Genomic DNA, 22,755 nt, shown 5'->3' on the forward strand with positions numbered 1-22,755 from the left:
CTACAGTTTATTACGCTTCGTCGCCGAACCAGCAAATATTACGTGCGGCCATGATGAGCTCGCCGGCTTTCTCGTCGGTTAAACCTTCGATATCAGCCAGGTCATCAACGCCTTGCTCAGCGAGATCTTCCAGCGTACAAACACCACGGGCAGCCAGCTTGAACGCAATCGCACGATCAAGACCTTCCAGATTCAGCAGGTCATCAGCCGGCTTCTTATCGCCAAGGCTTTCTTCCTGAGCCAGTGCCAGGGTGGTCAGTGCGTTTTTAGCGCGTTCACGCAGGGCTTCAACGGTTGGTTCATCCAGGCCGTCAATTTCCAGCAGCTCTTTCATTGGCACATAGGCCAGTTCTTCCAGCGTAGAGAAACCTTCTTCAACCAGAACAGTGGCGAAATCTTCGTCAATATCCAGGTATTTGGTGAAGGTATCGATCGCCGCATGGGCTTCAGCCTGATGCTTAGCCTGCAGGTCATCAACGGTCATAACGTTGAGTTCCCAGCCGCTCAGCTGAGATGCCAGGCGTACGTTCTGACCGTTACGGCCGATTGCCTGCGCCAGGTTGCCCGCTTCAACAGCGATATCCATAGTGTGTTTGTCTTCGTCAACAACGATAGACGCCACATCAGCTGGAGCCATTGCGTTGATCACGAACTGCGCTGGGTTGTCATCCCACAGAACGATATCAATACGTTCGCCGCCCAGCTCAGTAGAGACTGCCTGAACACGCGCACCGCGCATACCGACGCAAGCACCGACCGGGTCGATACGCTTGTCGTTGGTTTTCACCGCAATTTTCGCACGGGAGCCCGGATCGCGAGCCGCCGCTTTAATCTCAATAACTTCTTCGCCGATTTCCGGTACTTCGATACGGAACAGTTCTACCAGCATTTCTGGTTTAGAACGGGTCACGAACAGCTGCGCACCGCGCGCTTCTGGACGCACAGCGTACAGAACACCACGGATACGGTCGCCTGGACGGAAGTTTTCACGCGGCAGCATATCTTCACGCAGGATCACGGCTTCAGCGTTACCCGGCAACCCTTCGGATTTGATCTCCAGGGAGATGTTGTCGCGGTTCACCTTCTTCACCACGCCAGTGATGATCTCGCCTTCCTGATCGCGGAACTGATCGACAACCAGCGCGCGCTCGGCTTCGCGAACTTTCTGCACGATAACCTGTTTAGCGGTCTGGGTGGTGATACGGTCAAACGTAACAGATTCAATCTGATCTTCAACGTATTCACCCACGTTCAGACTTTCGTCTTCAAAACGTGCCGCTTCCAGCGTGATCTCTTTGGTCGGCTGGGTCACTTCTTCAACGATTACCCAACGACGGAATGTATCGAAGTCACCGCTTTTACGATCGATTTCTACGCGAACATCGATCTCTTGTTCGTATTTTTTCTTGGTTGCTGTAGCCAGTGCACTTTCCAGCGCTTCGAAAATCTTCTCACGCGGCAGTGATTTCTCGTTGGAGACGGCTTCAACAACAGCCAAAATTTCTTTGTTCATCGCGGGCTTTTCACCTCAATCCAGACTGTTAAAAGTGGGGAACCAGGTTCGCCTTCTGGATATTACTCAGCGCGAACACTTCATCTTTGCCGTCGACTGTCACCGTGATCATTTCACCATCAACGGCTTTGATAATTCCCTGCCATTTACGGCGGTTCTGTACGGCCATACGCAGAACGAGAGCCACTTCTTCACCGGTAAAGCGCACATAGTGCTCGGCCGTGAACATCGGGCGATCGAGGCCAGGTGAGGAAACTTCCAGGTTGTACGCAACGGTAATCGGGTCTTCAACATCAAGAACCGCACTCACCTGGTGGCTAACATCAGCACAATCATCAACATTGATGCCATCTTCACTATCAATATAGATGCGCAGCGTCGATGTACGGCCGCGAACGAATTCGATGCCGACCAGTTCGTAGCCCAGTGCTTCGACCGGTGCAGTAATCATCTCTGTTAATTTTTGCTCTAATGTGGACAAGCCCACCCCCAAGACATAAAAAAAGGGCGTAAAGCCCAGTTATTCTGTAGTCAGATAACAAAAAACCCCGATAAATCGGGGCTTTAGATAACTGAACCCTATAGCCACAACTGTGGCCTGGAGCACTCTCCGAAAGAATTTTTTCAAATCCAGCTACGAAGGCTCTAAGTCTTCACAGTATATTTGAAAAAGAACTTTATGGGAAAGTGGTTGCGGGGGCCGGATTTGAACCGACGACCTTCGGGTTATGAGCCCGACGAGCTACCAGGCTGCTCCACCCCGCGCCTGAAACGTGGCAAATTCTACGCGTTTTGGACAGAATTTGCAAATAATGCTGGGATTTGGTACCGAAGACGGGACGTAAAATCGGCGTTTAGTATATTGATAGTTGACCCCACCTGTCAAGGCGACTTCCGTCAGCTCGATCAGACCAAAATTTTTACAAAAAACGCATGAGTCTCTTCCGGTCTTCGCCAAAAGATGATTAAATGAATACTCACTTATTTTGCATAAAAATGCACAAGAGAGCGAAAGCGGTCTCTAATCAGTCAATCAAGCAGGGTTTTATTCTATGACGACGATTCTCAAGCATCTTCCTGTAGGACAACGTATTGGCATCGCTTTCTCAGGCGGCCTGGATACCAGCGCTGCACTGCTGTGGATGCGCCAGAAGGGAGCGGTTCCGTATGCATATACTGCGAACCTGGGTCAGCCGGACGAGGAAGACTATGATGCTATTCCTCGTCGCGCTAAAGAGTATGGTGCAGAGAACGCGCGCCTGATTGACTGCCGTAAACAACTGGTCGCTGAAGGTATTGCGGCTATTCAGTGTGGTGCTTTCCATAACACCACCGGCGGCCTGACCTATTTCAACACCACCCCGCTGGGCCGCGCAGTCACCGGCACTATGCTCGTTGCCGCCATGAAAGAAGACGGTGTGAACATCTGGGGCGACGGCAGCACCTATAAAGGTAACGATATCGAACGCTTCTATCGTTATGGCCTGCTGACCAACGCCGAACTGCAGATCTACAAACCGTGGCTGGATACCGACTTCATCGACGAGCTGGGTGGTCGTCATGAGATGTCCGAGTTTATGATCGCCTGCGGTTTTGACTATAAGATGTCCGTTGAGAAAGCCTACTCCACCGACTCCAATATGCTGGGTGCGACGCACGAAGCGAAAGACCTGGAGTTCCTGAACTCCAGCGTGAAGATCGTGAACCCAATCATGGGGGTGAAGTTCTGGGACGAGAATGTCAAAATCCAGGCCGAAGAAGTGACCGTACGTTTTGAACGCGGCCATCCGGTTGCGCTGAACGGTAAAACCTTCTCTGATGACGTTGAGCTGATGCTGGAAGCTAACCGTATTGGCGGTCGTCACGGTCTGGGCATGAGCGATCAGATTGAAAACCGTATCATCGAAGCGAAGAGCCGTGGCATCTATGAAGCCCCGGGAATGGCGCTGCTGCACATCGCTTACGAGCGTCTGCTGACTGGTATTCACAACGAAGACACCATTGAGCAGTATCACTCTCATGGCCGCCAGTTGGGTAAACTGCTGTATCAGGGCCGCTGGTTCGATCCACAGGCGCTGATGCTGCGTGATGCGCTGCAGCGTTGGGTAGCAAGTGCGATCACCGGTGAAGTTACCCTGGAGCTGCGTCGCGGTAACGACTACTCCATCCTGAATACCGTGTCTGACAACCTGACCTATAAAGCAGAGCGTCTGACCATGGAGAAAGGTGAATCCGTGTTCTCGCCGGACGATCGTATTGGGCAGTTGACCATGCGTAACCTGGATATCACCGATACCCGTGAGAAGCTGTTCAACTATGTTGAGAATGGCCTGCTCTCCGCAAACTCAGGTAACGGCCTGCCGCAGGTTGAAAACCTGGAGCACAGCGATAAGAAGTAATCGCTGATGTGAATGTAAAAGGCGTCCACTGGACGCCTTTTTTGTGGCCTTTTGTAGGGCGGGTCAGCGCAGCGCCACCCGCCATTTTGCCCGGTGGCGCTGCGCTGACCGGGCCTACGAACAACAAAAAGTACAGACGAAAAAAAAGACGTCTTTCGACGTCTTTCTTCTGGAATATTGGTACCGAGGATGGGACTCGAACCCACAAGCCCGTTAGGGCACTACCACCTCAAGGTAGCGTGTCTACCAATTCCACCACCTCGGTACAGAATACTTAGTGCGGGATATCGCTAGTCGGCTTAGCCGGTGCAGCTGGCTGAGTTTGCTCAGTTTTAGCTGGCGCGCTCAGATTTTCCCACTCGCTTCCTTTACTGGTCTTGTTGCTGTTGATATTGCCAAGCACCAGGCTGATGATGAAGAACAGCGTAGCCAGAATCGCCGTTGTGCGGGTCATGAAGTTCGCAGAACCACTTGAACCAAACAGCGTACCGGAAGCGCCTGCTCCGAAGGAGGCTCCCATATCAGCGCCTTTACCTTGCTGCAGCATAATCAGCGCTACGAGAGCGATGGCTACAATAAGGAAAATAACTAAAAGAGCTTCGTACATAATCAACCTGTTCCTTGCGGATTTGCCGCATACCAATGCTTCGACCAATTAGCAGGATTTTTGTTTCCCACTGAAGCGGGTGTGAATACTAACCAAAGCGAATGACCTTCGCAAGGGCATTTTTGACGCATTGTATCAACTGCGGAAAAAAACAGCAAAAAGCCATTAATTGCTTAAAACAAAGGCGACAAAAGCCGCCTTTTTAAACATTTAGCGTGCAAGATTATGCAGCTTTTACAGCATCCGCAATACGGTGTGCAAACTCATTGACCTGCGCTTCGTCTTCACCTTCCACCATGACGCGGATCAGCGGTTCGGTGCCAGACTTACGCAGCAGCACGCGTCCACGATTGCCCAGCGCCGCTTCAACGTCAGCCATTACCGCTTTCACGTTCTCATTTTCCAGCGGATCGCCTTTGCCGGCAGTGAAGCGCACGTTCACCAGGATTTGTGGGAACATTTTCATTCCGCTGCAGAGATCGTGCAGGCTCATGTGGTTGCGCGCCATCGCGGCAACCACCTGCAGCGCGGCCACGATACCGTCTCCGGTGGTCGTTTTGTCGAGCAGGATCACGTGACCGGAGTTTTCTGCACCAATACGCCAGCCCTTCTCCTGCAGTTTTTCCAGCACATAGCGGTCACCCACTTTCGCGCGGACAAACGGAATACCGAGCTGTTTCAGCGCCAGTTCCAGGCCCATGTTACTCATCAGGGTACCGACGGCGCCGCCGCGCAGCTGACCCTGACGCAGGCCTTCACGCGCGATGATGTAAAGGATCTGGTCCCCGTCGACTTTATTGCCTTCGTGGTCGACCATGATCACGCGGTCGCCGTCGCCGTCAAGCGCAATGCCCAGATCGGCTTTTTCCGCCAGAACGCGCGCCTGCAGGGCACGAACGTCAGTCGCACCGACCTGCTCATTAATGTTCAGACCATCCGGCTCACAGCCAATGGTAATCACGTTCGCGCCAAGCTCGCGGAAGACATTCGGGGCGATGTGATAGGTCGCGCCATTGGCACAGTCCACCACAATTTTAAGGTGCGCCAGGCTCAGCTCATTTGGGAAGGTGCCTTTACAGAATTCGATATAACGACCCGCCGCATCGACAATACGGTTCGCTTTACCCAGCTCTGCGGAATCAACACAGGTGATCTCTTTTTCCATTTCGGCTTCGATTGCTTCTTCCACTTCGTCCGGCAGCTTGGTGCCATCGATGGAGAAGAACTTGATGCCGTTGTCATAGAACGGGTTGTGAGAAGCCGAGATGACAATCCCCGCTTCGGCGCGGAAGGTGCGGGTCAGGTATGCGACCGCAGGCGTTGGCATTGGGCCAGTAAAGGAGGCAGAAAGCCCAGCCGCCGCCAGGCCGGCTTCCAGAGCAGACTCCAGCATATAGCCTGAAATACGGGTATCTTTACCGATAATGATCTTACGGGAACCATGACGCGCCAGTACCTTGCCAGCAGCCCAGCCGAGCTTCAGAACAAAATCAGGGGTGATTGGAGCATCGCCTACACGCCCACGGATACCATCGGTACCAAAATATTTACGATTACTCATAGCGTTTGTTTTCCTTCGCTGCCAGTGTGGCTTCCACCACACGCATGGCTTCTACTGTTTCTTTGACGTCATGGACACGAATAATGTGTGCGCCCTGCATCGCCGCAATCACCGCGCAGGCCAAACTCCCACTCAGGCGTTCAGCTGGCCCAACATTCAGTAACTGACCAATCATCGACTTTCTCGACATCCCCACCAGTAGCGGCAGGTCAAAGTGATGAAATTCCGACAAGCGCGCAAGCAGCGCATAATTGTGTGAGAGATTTTTACCGAAACCGAACCCCGGGTCGAGCAGCAATTTCTCTTTTGGGATACCTGCACGTTCGCAGCGCGCGATATGCTCAATAAAGAAGCGATTCACGTCGGCAAAGACATCGTCGTACTTCGGCGCTTCCTGCATCGTTTTCGGCTGACCCTGCATATGCATAAGACAAACGGGCAGCCCGGTTTCCGCTGCCGCTTCAATCGCGCCCGGCTCGGTGAGTGAACGAATATCATTGATAATGTGAGCGCCCACTTTCGCCACTTCACGGATCACTTCAGGTTTGGAAGTGTCTACGGATATCCATACTTCGAAGCGTTGTGCAATTGCTTCCACCACCGGCACCACGCGCGCCAGCTCTTCTTCCACGGACACGTCCGCCGCCCCCGGACGCGTCGATTCGCCGCCAACGTCAATGATGGTGGCACCTGCATTAATCATTAAATTTGCGTGCTTAACCGCCTCAATAAGCGTGTTATGCGTGCCGCCGTCAGAGAAGGAGTCAGGGGTAACATTCAGGATCCCCATCACATGAGGATGTGAAAGATCGAGATGCGAGTCCTGGGCGAATAATTTCATGGCGAAATCCCTGGTATTTATATGGTTAAACAGAAATGAAAAACCCCGGAGCAAGCTCCAGGGTTTGAGGTACGGACAAATGCTTCAACAGCAGTAACTTACTTATCGCCCAACTGTTCTGACATGGTGTTGCCCGGGTTTGGCGTACGCGGTTCATCAACCGGACGCGGCGCACGCGGGGTGCCATTATTGTCAGAATTATTGGACGCGCCTGGATCTTCCCAGCCCGCTGGCGGACGCACTTCGCGGCGCGCCATCAGGTCGTCAATCTGCGGTGCATCGATGGTCTCATATTTCATGAGCGCATCTTTCATCGAATGCAGGATGTCCATATTGTCGTTCAGGATCTGGCGAGCACGTGCATAGTTACGCTCAACCAAAGACTTAACTTCCTGATCGATGATACGTGCCGTCTCATCGGACATATGTTTCGCTTTCGCCACAGAACGGCCCAGGAAGACCTCGCCCTCTTCCTCTGCGTACAGCAGCGGACCGAGTTTGTCGGAGAAGCCCCACTGCGTCACCATGTTACGCGCCAGGTTTGTCGCAACTTTAATGTCGTTGGACGCACCGGTAGAAACATGTTCAACACCGTAGATAATCTCTTCCGCCAGACGACCACCGTAGAGGGTAGAAATCTGGCTTTCCAGTTTCTGACGGCTGGCGCTGATCGCGTCACCCTCAGGCAGGAAGAAGGTAACACCCAGTGCACGACCGCGAGGAATAATCGTCACCTTATGCACCGGATCGTGTTCCGGCACCAGACGACCGATAATCGCGTGGCCTGCTTCGTGGTATGCTGTGGACTCTTTCTGCGCTTCCGTCATCACCATGGAGCGGCGTTCCGCACCCATCATGATCTTGTCTTTCGCTTTCTCGAACTCCACCATGGACACCACGCGCTTGTTACCGCGAGCGGCAAACAGTGCTGCTTCGTTGACCAGGTTAGCCAGGTCCGCACCGGAGAAGCCCGGGGTACCGCGCGCAATGATTGCCGCGTCGATATCTGGCGCCAGCGGTACGCGACGCATGTGGACTTTCAGAATCTGTTCACGACCGCGAACATCCGGCAGACCGACCACAACCTGACGGTCGAAACGGCCTGGACGCAGCAGCGCCGGGTCAAGTACATCCGGACGGTTAGTCGCTGCGATAACGATGATACCTTCGTTACCTTCGAAGCCGTCCATCTCAACCAGCATCTGGTTCAGCGTCTGCTCGCGTTCATCGTGACCACCGCCCAGACCTGCGCCACGCTGGCGGCCTACGGCGTCGATTTCATCGATGAAGATAATGCACGGTGCTGCCTTCTTCGCCTGCTCGAACATGTCACGCACACGAGATGCACCGACACCCACGAACATTTCTACGAAGTCAGAACCAGAAATAGTAAAGAACGGCACCTTCGCTTCACCCGCAATGGCTTTCGCCAGCAGGGTTTTACCGGTACCCGGAGGGCCAACCATCAGCACGCCTTTCGGGATCTTACCGCCCAGTTTCTGGAAACGGCTCGGTTCGCGCAGGTATTCAACCAGCTCACCCACCTCTTCTTTCGCTTCGTCACACCCGGCGACGTCAGCGAACGTGGTCTTGATCTGGTCTTCCGTCAGCATACGCGCCTTGCTCTTACCGAACGACATGGCACCTTTGCCACCGCCGCCCTGCATCTGACGCATAAAGAAGATCCAGACGCCGATAAGAAGCAGCATCGGGAACCAGGAAATGAAGATAGAAGCCAGCAGGCTTGGTTCTTCTGGCGGCTCGCCGACCACTTTGACGTTTTTGGTCAGAAGGTTATCAAGCAGCTTAGGATCGTTCACCGGGATGTAGGTCGTGTAACGGTTACTATCTTTCTTGGTAACGTTTATCTCACGTCCGTTGATACGCGCTTCGCGAACCTGGTCCTGATTGACCTCCTGCAGGAAGGTAGAATAATCCACCTTGCGGCCATTCGACTCGCTGGGCCCAAAGCTCTGGAATACTGACATCAGCACGACGGCAATGACCAGCCAGAGAATTAGGTTTTTCGCCATGTCACTCAAGGGATTAACCTCACATTACAACTGTGTTAAAAACAGCGTCAGGATACTCTATATCCAGTTTCATTCAAACTTTCGCCTGAAATCTACCGGTTATCATTTTCGCCCGGTCGCTACAATATACACTTCACGGGAACGCGCCCGGGAAGAGTCCGGTTTACGAACTTTAACCTTCGCAAACAGGGAGCGAATTTCCTTAAGGTACTCCTCGAAACCTTCGCCCTGAAACACCTTCACAACAAAACTACCACCAGGCGCTAGTACATCACGACACATTTCTAACGCTAGCTCCACCAGATACATGCCGCGAGGGATATCCACCGCCGGTGTTCCGCACATATTTGGTGCCATATCAGACATGACAACCTGGACCTTACTGTCACCCACACGTTCAAGTAACGCTTTTAGCACTAATTCGTCACGAAAATCGCCCTGAAGAAAGTCGACACCAACGATGGGATCCATTGGTAAAAGATCGCATGCGATGATTCGACCCGCTCCGCCGATCTGCGTTACCGCATACTGGGACCATCCGCCAGGTGCTGCACCGAGGTCGACAACCGTCATCCCCGGCTTAAAAAGTTTGTCACTTTGCTGTATTTCATCAAGTTTAAACCAGGCGCGGGAACGTAACCCCTTTTTCTGCGCCTGCAGAACATATTTATCGCTAAAGTGTTCCTGAAGCCAGCGGCTGGAACTGGCAGAACGCTTTTTACCTGTCATTTAACATTTCCGTCCGGGTTCATCGTTGCTTACCTTTGGCGTAAATTTCTACGCTGCTGTTTGGCGATATTAGGGAGATGGCGGTAGAATGAACCGTTTTCAATCCCAACGTAAGCAAAAATATACGATGAATCTGAGTACTAAACAAAAACAGCACCTTAAAGGTCTGGCACATCCGCTCAAGCCTGTAGTTATGCTTGGCAACAATGGTTTGACCGAAGGGGTGCTTGCCGAGATTGAACAAGCGCTGGAACACCACGAGCTGATCAAGGTGAAAATCGCCTCTGAAGACAGAGACACTAAAAACCTGATCGTGGAAGCCATCGTGCGCGAAACCGGTGCCTGTAATGTACAGGTCATCGGTAAAACGCTGGTGCTCTATCGCCCATCTAAAGAGCGCAAAATCTCGCTGCCACGTTAAGGATATCCTGAATTGAACACATTTTCTGTGTAAAACGAGGGATTTCTGTCAGCAGGTGAGCAAAATGCCACGCTCCTTGAGTTGTTAAAAGGCCGCTATGCGGCCTTTTTCTTTTCTTTACAATGTATCAACATCTTAGCAGAGAGGCGAATTACAGGTATTCAACCTTGATAATTTCATATTCCACTTCACCACCTGGGGTGCGGATGGTGACAACATCATCCTGCTCTTTGCCAATCAGGCCGCGAGCAATCGGTGAGTTCACCGAAATCAGATTCTGTTTGAAGTCTGCTTCATCATCACCCACGATGCGATACGTCTGCTCTTCGTCGCTGTCGAGGTTAAGCACGGTAACGGTTGCACCGAAAATCACGCGGCCATTATTAGGCATCTTAGTGATATCAATAACCTGCGCGTTGGACAGTTTTGCTTCGATATCTTTAATACGCCCTTCACAGAAGCCCTGCTGCTCACGCGCGGCGTGATATTCAGCGTTCTCTTTCAGGTCGCCATGCTCGCGCGCATCCGCGATAGCGGCGATGATTTCAGGACGACGAACGGATTTCAGGAAATCCAGCTCTTCGCGCAGTTTTTCGGCACCACGTAAGGTCATCGGAATAGCTTGCATTTGTTATACCTCTTAAACATTCCTGTTGGGAGCAGTGTTCCCTGCCCCGGCCCTCATGAGCAGGCCAGAAGCAAAAAGAAAACCGACCCGGGAGCAACGCCCCAGGTCAGCAGCAATTTTCAATTTGATATGCATTTTACCGCGAAGTTCACTATGGGTCATCGTTTACTTTGCAGTGCTATGCACCGTAGTATGACGGTTTGTTTTCGGGTTGTTAGCGCGAGATTATGCGATTTTCCAGATTTATCATCGGATTGACTACCAGTATAACGTTCAGCGTTCAGGCCGCGAATGTTGATGAGTATATTAATCAACTGCCCGCAGGTGCCAACCTTGCCTTGATGGTGCAAAAGGTCGGGGCGCAGACGCCAGAGATTGACTACCACAGTCAACAGATGGCCCTGCCTGCCAGTACCCAGAAGGTGATTACTGCGCTTGCCGCCCTCCTTCAACTTGGGCCTGACTTCCGGTTTACCACCACACTTGAGACCAAAGGTAACGTCGAGGGTGGCGAACTGAAAGGCGATCTTATCGCCCGCTTTGGCGGTGACCCGACCTTTAAACGCCAGGATATCCGCAATATGGTTGCGGTACTGAAAAAAACCGGCGTGCAGAGGATTGATGGCAATGTGCTGATAGATACGTCCATCTTTGCCAGCCACGATAAAGCCCCAGGCTGGCCGTGGAACGATATGACGCAATGCTTTAGCGCCCCACCCGCCGCCGCGATTGTTGACCGTAACTGCTTCTCGGTTTCGCTTTACAGCGCGCCAAAGCCTGATGACTTAGCGTTTATCCGCATAGCATCCTACTACCCGGTCACGATGTTTAGCCAGGTCCGCACGCTGGCCAAGGGATCCCCGGATGCACAGTATTGCGAACTGGATGTGGTGCCAGGCGATCTTAACCGCTTCACGCTTACCGGCTGCCTGACGCAGCGTGCCGATCCGCTGCCGCTGGCATTTGCGATACAGGACGGTGCCAGCTACGCGGGCGCCATTCTGAAAGATGAGCTGAAACAAGCGGGAATAACCTACTCCGGCACGTTGCTTCGTCAGACGCAGGTCAACCAGCCCGGCACGGTCATCGCCAGCAAGCAGTCTCCGCCGCTGCACGATTTGCTGCGAATTATGCTGAAAAAATCTGACAACATGATTGCCGACACCGTGTTCCGCATGATTGGTCACGCACGGTTTGGCGTGCCGGGAACCTGGCGCGCGGGCTCTGACGCGGTTCGTCAGATCCTGCGCCAGCAGGCAGGGATCGATCTGGGTAATACCATTGCCGTCGATGGCTCCGGATTATCGCGTCATAATTTGATCTCTCCGGCCACAATGATGCAAGTGCTACAGTACATTGCACAGCATGACACTGAGCTAAACTTTATTTCAATGCTGCCACTGGCCGGTCATGATGGTTCGTTGCAGTACCGCGCCGGGCTTCACGCTGCCGGTGTGGATGGCAAAGTATCCGCCAAAACCGGTTCACTGCAGGGGGTTTACAACCTTGCAGGCTTCATCACTACCGCCAGCGGACAACGCATGGCATTCGTGCAGTATCTTTCCGGCTATGCCGTCGAACCGACCGACCAGCGCAATCGCCGTATTCCGCTTGTTCGCTTCGAAAGCAGGCTCTATAAGGACATTTATCAGAATAACTAGCGATGAAACTACTCATAGTTGAAGACGATCTGTTATTGCAGGAAGGGCTGGCGCTGGGTCTGGCCAATGAAGGGTATGCACTCGACTGTGCCAGCACGGCGGCGGAGGCGGATGCCCTGATTCAGAGCGGCGAATACAGTCTGGTGATCCTCGATTTGGGTTTGCCTGACAAAGACGGCGCCACGCTCCTGACCCAGTGGCGACGTCGCGGTATCGCCAACCCGGTATTGATCCTGACAGCACGCGATGCCATTGAAGATCGTATCACCGGCCTTGATGCCGGTGCTGATGATTACCTGGTGAAGCCTTTTGCACTTGCGGAGCTGCAGGCCCGGGTGCGCGCGTTGATTCGCCGCTATCAGGGGCACAGTGACAACTTACTCACCGACGGCGATATTACGCTGAATCTGCAAACCCAGCAGGTACTGCGCCAGGCCCAACCGGTTGAGGTGACCCCAAAAGAGTTCGCCCTGCTTACGCGTCTGATCATGCGCAGCGGGCAAACGGTGCACAGAGAAACCCTCCAGCAGGATATCTACTCCTGGCAGGACGATCCGGGGTCAAATACCCTTGAAGTCCATATTCACAACCTGCGTCGTAAGCTCGGCAAAGACAGGATCAAAACTGTCCGTGGCGTTGGTTATCGCCTGGAGAGCCAGAAATGAACAGCATGCGTCGGCGCCTGATGGTGCTGCTGGCGGTCATTCTGTTATTTTTCCAGTTGATAAGCGTTATCTGGCTGTGGCATGAAAGCCGTGAACAGATTGGTTTTCTGGTCAGTGAAACGTTGTCTGCCAAAGCCCGCAATAACCATGTCGAGAAAGAGATCCGCGAAGCGATTGCCTCTCTTCTCGTTCCTTCTCTGGTGATGGTCGGTTTCACGCTGCTGTTTTCATTCTGGGCAGTTACCTGGATAACCCGGCCCCTGAATAAACTGCGCGCCAGCCTGGCTAACCGTTCGGCGGATAACTTAACCCCGCTCCCTATGTATTCCGACATGGAAGAAATTGGTGCGGTCACCACTTCCCTGAACCAGTTACTCGCCAGGCTGGATAATACCATTCAGCAGGAGCGTCTCTTCACCGCAGACGCCGCACACGAACTGCGAACGCCCCTTGCCGGGATCCGGCTCCATCTGGAGCTCATGGCGCAGTCTGGCGCGCCACAGGCCGCGACGTTAATCAGCCGCATCGATCAGCTCATGCATACCGTTGAACAACTGCTGATGCTGGCCCGGGCCGGACAGGCAATGGCCAGCGGCCACTACGATACCGTTAACTGGACGGACAATATCATTATGCCGCTTGGTCTTGAGCATGAAGCCAAAGAGCATACGGTGATATGGCCGGCCAGGAGCGAGCTCACGGTTCAGGGAGACGCAGTGCTTCTGCGCCTGATGCTGCGAAACCTGCTGGAGAATGCCGGACGATACAGCCCGTCAGGGACAACGATTGAAGTGACATTAAACGAAGTCGAAGGCGGTACTCAGGTCAGCGTTATCGATCAGGGGCCCGGTATTGATGAAGCCCACCGGCAGTCAATTACGGAGCCATTCCGTCGTCTTGACCAGCGCTACGGTGGCAGTGGTCTGGGCCTGAGTATCGTGCAACGCATCGTGCAGCTCCACCGCGGCAAGCTGACGCTTGAAAATGGCGCTGAGGGCGGCTTAATCGCCAGCTGCTGGTTGCCATCAACGCTGGAATAAAAAAAGCCCCCATAATGGGGGCTTTGGACAGATATTAGTGCTTGTAGATGAACTCGACGCCTTCTTCGTCGTCTTCATCCCAGTCATCGTCCCAGTCTTCATCATCTTCTTCCGCTTCCAGCTCTTCGAGCTGCTGGCGGTGGTAGTCATCCCACATGAATTCGACTTTTTCAGGCTGCTTAACTTCTTCCGCCTGAACAATTGGGTTTTCGATGATAAAGGTCATCACATCCCAGCACAGATCTTTCACGCCAACCTGGCTTGCCGCAGAGATCAGGTAGTATTTATCTTCCCAACCCATCGCTTCTGCAATCGCTTTGGCTTTCGCTTCCGCTTCGGCTTTATCCATCAGGTCGATCTTGTTGAAGACCAGCCAGCGTGGTTTATTCGCCAGTTTTTCGCTGTATTTTTCCAGCTCACCGATAATGATGCGGGCATTTTCAACCGGATCGGAACCGTCGATAGGATCGATATCGATGAGGTGCAGCAGTACACGGCAACGCTCAAGGTGTTTCAGGAAGCGGATACCCAGCCCCGCCCCTTCCGCCGCGCCTTCAATCAGACCCGGGATATCGGCAACCACAAAGCTCTTCTCGTTATCCATACGGACAACGCCAAGGCTTGGTACCAGGGTGGTAAACGGATAGTCCGCCACTTTTGGTTTTGCAGCAGAGACGGCGCGAATAAACGTCGATTTACCGGCGTTTGGCATACCCAGCATGCCCACGTCTGCCAGAAGCATCAGCTCCAGCTGCAGATCGCGCTTATCGCCCGGTGTACCCATCGTTTTCTGACGCGGCGTACGGTTAACGGAAGATTTGAAACGGCTGTTACCCAGACCGTGCCAGCCGCCTTTCGCAACCATCAGGCGCTGACCGTGTTTGGTCATGTCACCCATGGTTTCACCGGTTCCCTGGTCAATCACACGCGTACCGACCGGAACCTTAATGGTGACGTCTTTTCCACGTTTCCCGGTACAGTCACGGCTCTGGCCGTTCTGGCCACGTTCAGCGCGGAAGGATTTCTCGAAACGGTAGTCGATCAGCGTGTTGAGGTTCTCATCCGCCTCCAGCCACACGTCACCACCATCCCCGCCGTCGCCGCCGTCAGGACCGCCACGTGGGATATATTTTTCACGGCGGAAGCTCACGCAACCATTGCCGCCATCACCAGCCACGACCAGGATCGTCGCTTCATCAACAAACTTCATTTTACTCTCCGTAACTCATTCGCCTGAGCGGGGGACTACTACAACCGCTTCATTTTTGCGCCAACGTCCCCAAAGACGATGACCAATGGCGGAATACATCGCGCCCGCAACCACGACAAACGCACCGAGATAACCCAACAGGTTGAGCATCGGTCTGACGAAGACATCGGGCCAGGCCATTGATAACAAATCTGAAAATAACAGCGTAAACAGCGGAGTAAGCGTAATTAACGCGCTCACCTGTGCTGCCTGCCAGCGCGCCATCGCTTCGGCCAGCGCGCCATAACCGACCAGCGTGTTCAGCCCACAAAAAATGAGGCACGCCAGTTGCCAGTCGCTAAGCTGGGTAATCACACCCGGCTTTGCTAATGGCAGCAATGCTATTGTACACAAAGTGTACAGCAAAAAGAGGATCTGCTGTGAGGCAAGACGACGCAATAACACCTTTTGCGCGACGCCATAACTCACCCAGACCGTTGCTGCCCCGACACCGAAGATCACACCCCACGTGTAATCCGTCAGTCGGGTAAAAATCTCCAGCAGACTGGTGTTGAAGAACATCACCAGACCGCATAGCAGCATGCTCGCCCCGATAATCTGCGTACCGCGCATCTTCTCCTTAAGGATAAAGACGCTGGCGACCATCATGCCCACGGGTGAAAGCTGACCAATCACCTGTGACGCCGTAGGGCTAAGGTATTGCAGGGAAGAGCTGAACAGGATGAAGTTACCAAACAGACCGCCCGTCGCGATAGCCAGCAACACCAGCCAGCGCGGTTTACGGAAGAGTCGCAAAGGTGGAAGCTTACCTTTGACAGCCAGAATGGCCCCGAGGCCGATGCTTGCCATCAGAAAGCGATAAAAGACCACCGTAGGCGGCTCCATCACTTCCAGTACCTGCTTCATTGCAATTGGCAGCGCGCCCCAGCACATTGCGGTGGTGAGCGCCAAAAGAATACCTATGCCGGCCTGCTGCTTCATGCCCGTTTTCCCTACAGAAAATTTTCCGGGTTTCCAATGTAAAAAGCCCCGCAACACGTTGCGGGGCTTTAATCCGTTACCGGACCGAGAAAACCTTACTCAGCAACGATGCTGATGTATTTACGGTTGTTCGGGCCTTTAACTTCAAATTTCACTTTACCGTCTGCTTTAGCAAACAGAGTGTGGTCACGACCGCAACCTACGTTGTTGCCAGCGTGGAATTTGGTACCACGTTGACGAACGATGATGCTACCCGCCAGAACGGATTCGCCACCGAAACGCTTAACGCCAAGGCGTTTAGCTTCTGAATCGCGACCGTTACGTGTGGAGCCGCCAGCCTTTTTATGTGCCATTTAAATCTCTCCTCAGGTCTTAGGCGCTGATGCCAGTAATTTTCACATCAGTGAACCACTGACGGTGGCCCTGCTGCTTACGGTAGTGCTTACGACGACGAAACTTAACGATTTTAACTTTCTCGCCACGACCGTGTGCAACAACTTCAGCTTTGATAACGCCGCCATCAACGAAAGGAACGCCGATTTTGACTTCTTCACCGTTTGCGATCATCAGAACTTCTGCGAATTCAACAGATTCGCCAGTTGCGATGTCCAGCTTTTCCAGGCGAACGGTCTGACCTTCGCTTACTCGGTGTTGTTTACCACCACTTTGGAAAACCGCGTACATATAAACTCCGCTTCCGCGCACGTCCTCGTATGATTCAGAGTGCGCTATAAATATTCACAATAGGGCGCGAATATTACGCAAAACGCGAGCCTTTGACAAGTGCTACCGTCAATACATGAAGAAAAAAAACACAACGCGTACGGTAACGTTTATCTGAGCCGTTTTTTCAGTACAATCAGCACTACTATTGATAAACCGAAACCCTTCGTTACCCCATTGTAGATGGGATCAACAGGATAAAAAGCCCGGCTTTTGCGATGAATTTAGAAAAAATCAACGAGTTAACCGCGCAAGATATGGCGGGTGTGAATGCAGCAATCCTGGAGCAACTCAACTCTGACGTTCAGCTGATCAATCAGTTGGGCTATTACATTGTCAGCGGCGGCGGTAAACGCATTCGTCCGATGATCGCCATTCTGGCTGCCAGAGCCGTTGGTTATGAGGGAAATGCCCACATCACGATCGCAGCACTCATCGAATTTATTCACACGGCGACGCTTCTGCATGATGACGTTGTGGATGAATCGGATATGCGTCGTGGAAAAGCCACGGCAAATGCCGCTTTCGGAAACGCAGCCAGCGTACTGGTGGGGGATTTTATTTATACCCGCGCCTTCCAGATGATGACCAGTCTGGGTTCCCTGAAAGTGCTGGAGGTGATGTCCGAAGCCGTTAACGTTATTGCAGAAGGCGAAGTGCTGCAGCTGATGAACGTCAACGACCCTGACATCACCGAAGAAAACTACATGCGTGTGATTTACAGTAAAACCGCGCGCCTGTTTGAGGCGGCCGCCCAGTGCTCCGGCATTCTGGCGGACTGTACCGAGGCACAGGAAAAAGGGCTGCAGGACTATGGTCGTTATCTGGGTACGGCATTCCAGTTAATTGACGATTTGCTGGACTACAGTGCGGACGGTGAGACGCTCGGCAAAAACGTGGGTGATGACCTGAACGAAGGCAAACCAACCCTGCCGCTGCTTCACGCAATGCGCAACGGAACTGCCGACCAGGCGAAAATGATCCGTGAAGCGATTGAGCAGGGAAATGGCCGCCATCTTCTGGAACCTGTACTGGAAACTATGGCCATCTGCGGATCGCTGGAGTGGACCCGTCAGCGCGCGGAAGAAGAAGCGGATAAAGCCATCGCTGCACTGCAGGTAATCCCAGACAGCCCATGGCGCGACGCGCTAATTGGCCTGGCCCACATCGCCGTTCAGCGCGACCGTTAACCCCCTTGTTTCTCCCCGCGCCATCGCGGGGAGATTCCAGTACACCCCAGTAAATTACGTATTCATGTAAATTTATCGGTTTAGAGACCGCATGAATAAAGCCATTCCTTATTCTGAATATCCCTTCAAGTAACGCGAACTTTTTAGAACAACAGTTTGAAATGGGTATAGTAAGCCCGTCGTTTCAGAAGAAACGGCGTAGGTGAATCCGAACTTAAGGACAGCGTTATGGATACGAAATTTATCGACTGGCACACGGCTGATATCATTGCGGCACTGCGCAAAAGAGGCACTTCACTGGCTGCAGAGTCCCGCCGCCATGGACTGAGTTCTTCAACCCTCGCAAACGCCCTGACCCGCCCCTGGCCTAAAGGAGAGTTAATTATCGCAACGGCACTGGATACGCATCCGTGGGTCATTTGGCCTTCGCGCTACCACGATCCAGTAACCCATGAATTTATCGACAGATCGCGGATGATTCGCCAGAGAAAGGCAAAGAAAGAAACGCAGGAATAATGCGTTTTTTGACAGGAACAGCAACCCCCCGGTCATTTCTGGCAGGGGGCTGCCGGAACGATTACTCGCCCTTCACACGCTCTATATTCGCACCCAGCGCGCGCAGTTTATCTTCGATACGTTCGTAACCACGATCGATGTGATAAATACGATCCACAATCGTTGTGCCTTCCGCGATACAACCCGCCAGCACCAGGCTTGCAGACGCACGCAGATCGGTGGCCATCACCTGAGCGCCAGACAGTTTCTCAACGCCGTGGCAAATCACGGTATTACTCTCGATCTCTGCATGTGCGCCCATACGGATCAGCTCCGGTACGTGCATGAAGCGGTTCTCGAAAATGGTTTCAGTGATGAAGCCGGTACCTTCGGCGACCAGGTTCAGCAGGGTGAACTGCGCCTGCATGTCGGTCGGGAACGCCGGATGCGGCGCCGTACGTACATTGACCGCTTTTGGACGCTGGCCATGCATATCCAGGCTGATCCAGTCTTCACCGATTTCGATATCCGCACCCGCATCACGCAGCTTCGCCAGTACCGCATCCAGGGTGTCAGGCTGTGCATTACGGCAGACAATTTTACCGCCAGAGATCGCCGCAGCCACCAGGAAAGTACCGGTTTCGATACGGTCCGGCAGTACGCGATAAACACCGCCGCCCAGACGCTCAACGCCTTCGATGGTGATGCGGTCAGTACCCTGACCGGAGATCTTCGCCCCCAGCGCCACGAGGAAGTTGGCGGTATCCACAATTTCCGGCTCACGCGCGGCGTTTTCGATGATCGTGGTGCCTTCTGCCAGCGTCGCCGCAGACATAATGGTGACCGTTGCGCCCACGCTCACTTTGTCCATGACAATGTGCGCGCCTTTCAGACGCCCGTTGACGGACGCTTTGACGTAACCTTCTTCCAGCTTGATCTCTGCGCCCAGTTTTTCCAGACCAAAGATATGCAGGTCAACCGGACGCGCACCGATAGCGCAACCGCCCGGCAGTGAAACCTGCCCCTGGCCAAAACGCGCCACCAGCGGACCAAGCGCCCAGATGGAAGCACGCATGGTTTTCACCAGATCGTAAGGGGCAGAGAAGTTGTTTACGTTGCTGGCGTCGATCCAGACGGAACCATTACGCTCGACTTTAGTGCCCAACTGGGTGAGCAACTTCATGGTGGTGTCGATATCTTTCAGCTTCGGTACGTTTTGAATTTCTACCGGCTCTTCCGCGAGCAGCGCAGCAAAAAGGATTGGCAGCGCGGCGTTTTTCGCGCCAGAAATTGTGACTTCGCCCTGGAGACGCGTTGGCCCCTGTACACGAAATTTATCCATTGTGTGCTCTCTTATAAATTCAACCGTGCTGTGGGCCTGTCGCCCTCAGCTCAAAAACCGTTTAGTTTGCGATCGCGTGCCCACTCTTGCGGGGTGAACGCTTTAATCGACAGGGCGTGGATGCGGTTATCCGCAATATATTCCATCAGCGGCGCGTACACAGCCTGCTGCTTCTTCACACGGCTCATACCGTCGAACATCTCACCCACAGCAATAACCTGGAAGTGACTGCCATCGCCAGTGACGTGGGCTTCCTGAAGGGAGAGTGCATTCATCAGCACTGTCTGGATTTCATGATTTTCCATGGGTTCTTAATCATCTGATAGTGAAAACAAGCCCAACATCTTAGAGCAAAGTGGCGTCGTCTTAAACAAGCAAAAAGCCCCGACGATGAAACAGTCAGGGCTTTCAGAAGTAACGCACTGAAAATATTAACGAGGCAGTACGTCCTGAGGGAGATTGTAGAGCTGCGCAAGGGTAACCACATTATCGCTCGCGCCGTGAAGCGTGACGCTAGCCCCCTGCTTTTTCCCCTCGGCAATCAGATGGGCAAGCAGCGCAACACCTGCCGTATCTACCCGCGTGACGTCGCTTAAGTCGATAAGCGTCACGCCCTGCATGGCTTCATGGCGTTTGTCCCACAAGGGGTTCAGCAGATCCTGATCCAGCTCACCGGACAGCTTTAATGTCTCGCCTTCACGCGACCAGCTGAGTTGCTGTGACATTACTTCTTCTCGTCCAGGCTAATTTTCTGACGAGAAATGGACTGCAGCTGTGCGGTCAGGCCATCAATGCCTTTGGTACGCAGCAGGTCGCTCCACTCGTTCTGTTTGGTGGTGATCATGCTTACCCCTTCGGCAATCATGTCATACGCCTGCCAGTTACCGGTCTGGCTGTTTTTACGCCACTGGAAATCCAGGCGAACCGGCGGGCGACCGTTAGGATCGTTGATCGTCACGCGGATAGGCACGATGGTCGCATCGCCCAGCGGCTGCTCAGGCGCAATCTGGTAGGTCTGACCGTGGTACATCGCCAGCGCCTGACCGTAAGCCTGTTTCAGGTATTCACGGAACGCGGCAAAGTAGGCGTCACGCTGCGCAGGGGTCGCGTCTTTGTAATAGCGGCCCAGCACCAGCGCACCCGCGTATTTGATCTGCACATACGGCAGCAGTTCCTGATCAACGACGTCACGCAGGTAATCAGGATTAGCACGAATTTTAGGCTGTTCGTTCTTAAGACGGTCGAAGGTTTTCTTCGCCGCTTCGTCCATCAGTTTGTACGGGTTACTCTGATCCGCAGCATGCACCGCGGTGAGAGGGGCAATGACCAGCATGGCAACCATTAACAGTCGTTTAAACATGAATGACTTCTCCTGAAATTAATTCGTCGTGCCAGGTGTCGGTGCGACGTTGGTATGATCTTCGCTGTGCGCAGGGGCAGCGTCGGATTTTTTCTCATCCCCTTTACTGTTGTAAAGGAACTGACCAATCATATCCTCCAGAACCATCGCGGACTTCGTATCCTGGATGACGCTACCGTCTTTAAGGATAGTCGTTCCCAGCTCAGGGTCTTCAAAACCGACGTTAAGCGCCAGATATTGTTCGCCCAGCAGGCCCGAAGTCCGGATTGAAAGGGAACTGGTGTCCGGAATATGGTTGTAACGCTCTTCGATATCCATCGCGACGCGTGGCAGGTAGGTTTTCTCATCAAGCGTAATGTCAGATACGCGTCCGATCACCACGCCGCCAATACGGACCGGTGAACGGGCCTTCAGCCCGCCGATATTATCGAAGGTGGCATAGATGCGATACGTTGGCTCGGTACGCACAGACGTGATATCCGCCGCTCTCAGGCAGATAAACAGCGCGGCCAGCAGCGCCAGTAGCAGGAATATGCCGACCCAAATTTCATTTTTTTTCGTTTGCATGAATTCAATTCCCAAACATCAGTGCGGTGAGCACAAAATCCAGACCCAGTACGGCCAGCGACGAATGTACGACGGTACGTGTAGTTGCACGGCTAATGCCTGCCGACGTCGGGATGGCATCGTAACCATTGAACAAGGCAATCCAGGTGACCGTAATGGCAAATACCACGCTTTTAATCAGACAGTTAACCAGATCCATTCGCAGGTCAATGGCGTCCTGCATGGCGGACCAGAAGAAACCGGCATCAATGCCTTTCCAGTGGACGCCAACCAGCGAACCGCCCCAGATACCCACGGCGACAAACAGAATAGTCAGTAGCGGTAAAGAGATCACGCCAGCCCAGAAACGCGGAGAGATCACGCGACGCAGCGGATCGACCGCCATCATCTCCATGCTGGAGAGCTGCTCGGTCGCACGCATCAGGCCAATTTCAGCCGTTAATGCCGACCCCGCGCGCCCGGCGAACAACAGCGCCGCCACAACCGGCCCCAGTTCACGCAGCAGCGAGAGCGCCACCAGCATCCCAAGGCTGGTTTCCGCACTGTAGGTTGTCAGCACAAGGTAGCCCTGCAGCCCAAGCACCATACCGATAAACAGGCCGGAAACGATGATGATGAGCATCGACAGCACGCCGACATTATAAAGCTGCCGCACCAGCAGAGGGGCGTGCTTACGGAATTCCGGCTTGCCGAACAGCGCGTTGAATAACATCAATCCGGCACGCCCGAACGTCCTGATGGTTTTTATGCCACGGTGTCCGAGAGCGGCCAACGCATTTAACAGCATGA

General features: G+C 53.4%; 25 protein-coding genes and 2 tRNA genes. 7 read left to right on the plus strand and 20 right to left on the minus strand.

Features of this window, described 5'->3' with window-relative positions; all coding sequences use genetic code 11:
- Positions 1-10 precede the first annotated feature (10 nt).
- From nusA to AC3WOK_RS12945, 3 genes are all read right to left on the minus strand, one after another.
- Complete coding sequence (gene nusA, locus AC3WOK_RS12935; protein WP_029739628.1) at positions 11-1,513, minus strand: transcription termination factor NusA; 1,503 nt, start codon at positions 1,511-1,513, stop codon at positions 11-13.
- 28 nt (positions 1,514-1,541) lie between these two features.
- Positions 1,542-1,994, minus strand: coding sequence for a ribosome maturation factor RimP (gene rimP, locus AC3WOK_RS12940; RefSeq protein ID WP_032639709.1), 453 nt, complete (start codon positions 1,992-1,994; stop codon positions 1,542-1,544).
- A gap of 207 nt (positions 1,995-2,201) precedes the next feature.
- Positions 2,202-2,278 (minus strand) — tRNA-Met (locus AC3WOK_RS12945).
- 287 nt (positions 2,279-2,565) lie between these two features.
- Here AC3WOK_RS12945 and argG point away from each other — a divergent pair.
- Positions 2,566-3,912, plus strand: coding sequence for an argininosuccinate synthase (gene argG / locus AC3WOK_RS12950; RefSeq protein ID WP_047347713.1), 1,347 nt, complete (start codon positions 2,566-2,568; stop codon positions 3,910-3,912).
- Between the two features lie 178 nt (positions 3,913-4,090).
- On the opposite strand, the gene AC3WOK_RS12955 is transcribed toward argG, so the two are convergent.
- The 6 genes from AC3WOK_RS12955 to rlmE all read right to left on the minus strand — a co-directional run bounded on the left by AC3WOK_RS12955 (position 4,091) and on the right by rlmE (position 9,683).
- A tRNA-Leu gene (locus AC3WOK_RS12955) sits at positions 4,091-4,177 on the minus strand.
- 9 nt (positions 4,178-4,186) lie between these two features.
- Positions 4,187-4,519 carry a preprotein translocase subunit SecG gene (gene secG, locus AC3WOK_RS12960; protein WP_023333590.1) on the minus strand — a complete coding sequence of 111 codons (333 nt, stop codon included), beginning with the start codon at positions 4,517-4,519 and terminating at the stop codon, positions 4,187-4,189.
- Positions 4,520-4,742: 223 nt separating this feature from the next.
- Entirely contained in the window at positions 4,743-6,080 is a 1,338-nt protein-coding gene (gene glmM / locus AC3WOK_RS12965; RefSeq protein ID WP_014171789.1) for a phosphoglucosamine mutase, read from the minus strand.
- On the minus strand, positions 6,073-6,921 hold the full coding sequence (folP, locus tag AC3WOK_RS12970; RefSeq protein WP_059312170.1) for a dihydropteroate synthase: 849 nt from the start codon (positions 6,919-6,921) through the stop codon (positions 6,073-6,075). Before folP ends, glmM begins: the two co-directional genes overlap by 8 nt.
- A gap of 98 nt (positions 6,922-7,019) precedes the next feature.
- On the minus strand, positions 7,020-8,954 hold the full coding sequence (gene ftsH / locus AC3WOK_RS12975) for an ATP-dependent zinc metalloprotease FtsH (protein ID WP_010436002.1): 1,935 nt from the start codon (positions 8,952-8,954) through the stop codon (positions 7,020-7,022).
- A gap of 102 nt (positions 8,955-9,056) precedes the next feature.
- Complete coding sequence (gene rlmE / locus AC3WOK_RS12980) at positions 9,057-9,683, minus strand: 23S rRNA (uridine(2552)-2'-O)-methyltransferase RlmE (protein WP_010436004.1); 627 nt, start codon at positions 9,681-9,683, stop codon at positions 9,057-9,059.
- 127 nt (positions 9,684-9,810) lie between these two features.
- Between rlmE and yhbY the strand changes: the two genes are divergently transcribed.
- On the plus strand, positions 9,811-10,104 hold the full coding sequence (yhbY, locus tag AC3WOK_RS12985; RefSeq protein ID WP_003861814.1) for a ribosome assembly RNA-binding protein YhbY: 294 nt from the start codon (positions 9,811-9,813) through the stop codon (positions 10,102-10,104).
- A gap of 151 nt (positions 10,105-10,255) precedes the next feature.
- Here the strand turns inward: yhbY and greA are convergent, their stop codons facing one another.
- Entirely contained in the window at positions 10,256-10,732 is a 477-nt protein-coding gene (gene greA, locus AC3WOK_RS12990) for a transcription elongation factor GreA (protein ID WP_047347710.1), read from the minus strand.
- A gap of 227 nt (positions 10,733-10,959) precedes the next feature.
- Here greA and dacB point away from each other — a divergent pair, with 227 nt between their 5' ends.
- Genes dacB through pmrB form a run of 3 tightly spaced genes read left to right on the plus strand, consistent with a single transcriptional unit; the run spans position 10,960 to position 14,098 of the window.
- Entirely contained in the window at positions 10,960-12,393 is a 1,434-nt protein-coding gene (dacB, locus tag AC3WOK_RS12995) for a serine-type D-Ala-D-Ala carboxypeptidase (RefSeq protein WP_047347709.1), read from the plus strand.
- A gap of 2 nt (positions 12,394-12,395) precedes the next feature.
- The gene (pmrA, locus tag AC3WOK_RS13000) at positions 12,396-13,058 is read left to right on the plus strand and encodes a two-component system response regulator PmrA (RefSeq protein ID WP_047347708.1); all 663 of its coding nucleotides are present in this window, start codon (positions 12,396-12,398) and stop codon (positions 13,056-13,058) included.
- Positions 13,055-14,098: a two-component system sensor histidine kinase PmrB gene (pmrB, locus tag AC3WOK_RS13005; RefSeq protein WP_492354634.1), complete on the plus strand. Its 1,044-nt coding sequence runs from the start codon at positions 13,055-13,057 to the stop codon at positions 14,096-14,098. Before pmrA ends, pmrB begins: the two co-directional genes overlap by 4 nt.
- Before the next feature lie 34 nt (positions 14,099-14,132).
- On the opposite strand, the gene cgtA is transcribed toward pmrB, so the two are convergent.
- From cgtA to rplU, 4 genes are all read right to left on the minus strand, one after another.
- A complete protein-coding gene (gene cgtA / locus AC3WOK_RS13010) occupies positions 14,133-15,308 on the minus strand; it encodes an Obg family GTPase CgtA (protein WP_047347706.1) in 1,176 nt (391 codons plus the stop codon).
- A gap of 15 nt (positions 15,309-15,323) precedes the next feature.
- Positions 15,324-16,289, minus strand: a complete 966-nt coding sequence (locus AC3WOK_RS13015; RefSeq protein WP_047347705.1) for a DMT family transporter — start codon at positions 16,287-16,289, stop codon at positions 15,324-15,326.
- A 95-nt stretch (positions 16,290-16,384) separates the two neighbouring features.
- Entirely contained in the window at positions 16,385-16,642 is a 258-nt protein-coding gene (gene rpmA / locus AC3WOK_RS13020; protein WP_004385076.1) for a 50S ribosomal protein L27, read from the minus strand.
- Between the two features lie 19 nt (positions 16,643-16,661).
- A complete protein-coding gene (gene rplU / locus AC3WOK_RS13025; protein ID WP_003025032.1) occupies positions 16,662-16,973 on the minus strand; it encodes a 50S ribosomal protein L21 in 312 nt (103 codons plus the stop codon).
- A 257-nt stretch (positions 16,974-17,230) separates the two neighbouring features.
- Here rplU and ispB point away from each other — a divergent pair, with 257 nt between their 5' ends.
- The gene (ispB, locus tag AC3WOK_RS13030; RefSeq protein ID WP_047347704.1) at positions 17,231-18,202 is read left to right on the plus strand and encodes an octaprenyl diphosphate synthase; all 972 of its coding nucleotides are present in this window, start codon (positions 17,231-17,233) and stop codon (positions 18,200-18,202) included.
- A gap of 228 nt (positions 18,203-18,430) precedes the next feature.
- The gene (sfsB, locus tag AC3WOK_RS13035; RefSeq protein WP_047347703.1) at positions 18,431-18,718 is read left to right on the plus strand and encodes a DNA-binding transcriptional regulator SfsB; all 288 of its coding nucleotides are present in this window, start codon (positions 18,431-18,433) and stop codon (positions 18,716-18,718) included.
- Between the two features lie 61 nt (positions 18,719-18,779).
- Here the strand turns inward: sfsB and murA are convergent, their stop codons facing one another.
- The 6 genes from murA to mlaE all read right to left on the minus strand — a co-directional run bounded on the left by murA (position 18,780) and on the right by mlaE (position 22,753).
- Positions 18,780-20,039 (minus strand): UDP-N-acetylglucosamine 1-carboxyvinyltransferase, encoded by a 1,260-nt coding sequence (gene murA, locus AC3WOK_RS13040; RefSeq protein WP_025756701.1) that lies wholly within the window; start codon positions 20,037-20,039, stop codon positions 18,780-18,782.
- A gap of 50 nt (positions 20,040-20,089) precedes the next feature.
- On the minus strand, positions 20,090-20,344 hold the full coding sequence (gene ibaG, locus AC3WOK_RS13045; protein WP_008501458.1) for a BolA family iron metabolism protein IbaG: 255 nt from the start codon (positions 20,342-20,344) through the stop codon (positions 20,090-20,092).
- A gap of 126 nt (positions 20,345-20,470) precedes the next feature.
- Entirely contained in the window at positions 20,471-20,764 is a 294-nt protein-coding gene (gene mlaB / locus AC3WOK_RS13050) for a lipid asymmetry maintenance protein MlaB (protein ID WP_059312168.1), read from the minus strand.
- Positions 20,764-21,399 carry a phospholipid-binding protein MlaC gene (mlaC, locus tag AC3WOK_RS13055; protein WP_047347700.1) on the minus strand — a complete coding sequence of 212 codons (636 nt, stop codon included), beginning with the start codon at positions 21,397-21,399 and terminating at the stop codon, positions 20,764-20,766. Before mlaC ends, mlaB begins: the two co-directional genes overlap by 1 nt.
- An 18-nt stretch (positions 21,400-21,417) precedes the next feature.
- Positions 21,418-21,966 (minus strand): outer membrane lipid asymmetry maintenance protein MlaD, encoded by a 549-nt coding sequence (gene mlaD, locus AC3WOK_RS13060; protein ID WP_492354635.1) that lies wholly within the window; start codon positions 21,964-21,966, stop codon positions 21,418-21,420.
- A gap of 4 nt (positions 21,967-21,970) precedes the next feature.
- Complete coding sequence (mlaE, locus tag AC3WOK_RS13065; RefSeq protein WP_047347698.1) at positions 21,971-22,753, minus strand: lipid asymmetry maintenance ABC transporter permease subunit MlaE; 783 nt, start codon at positions 22,751-22,753, stop codon at positions 21,971-21,973.
- Positions 22,754-22,755: the final 2 nt, after the last annotated feature.

This window comes from Enterobacter sp. FW301-JW81, from assembly GCF_058788735.1.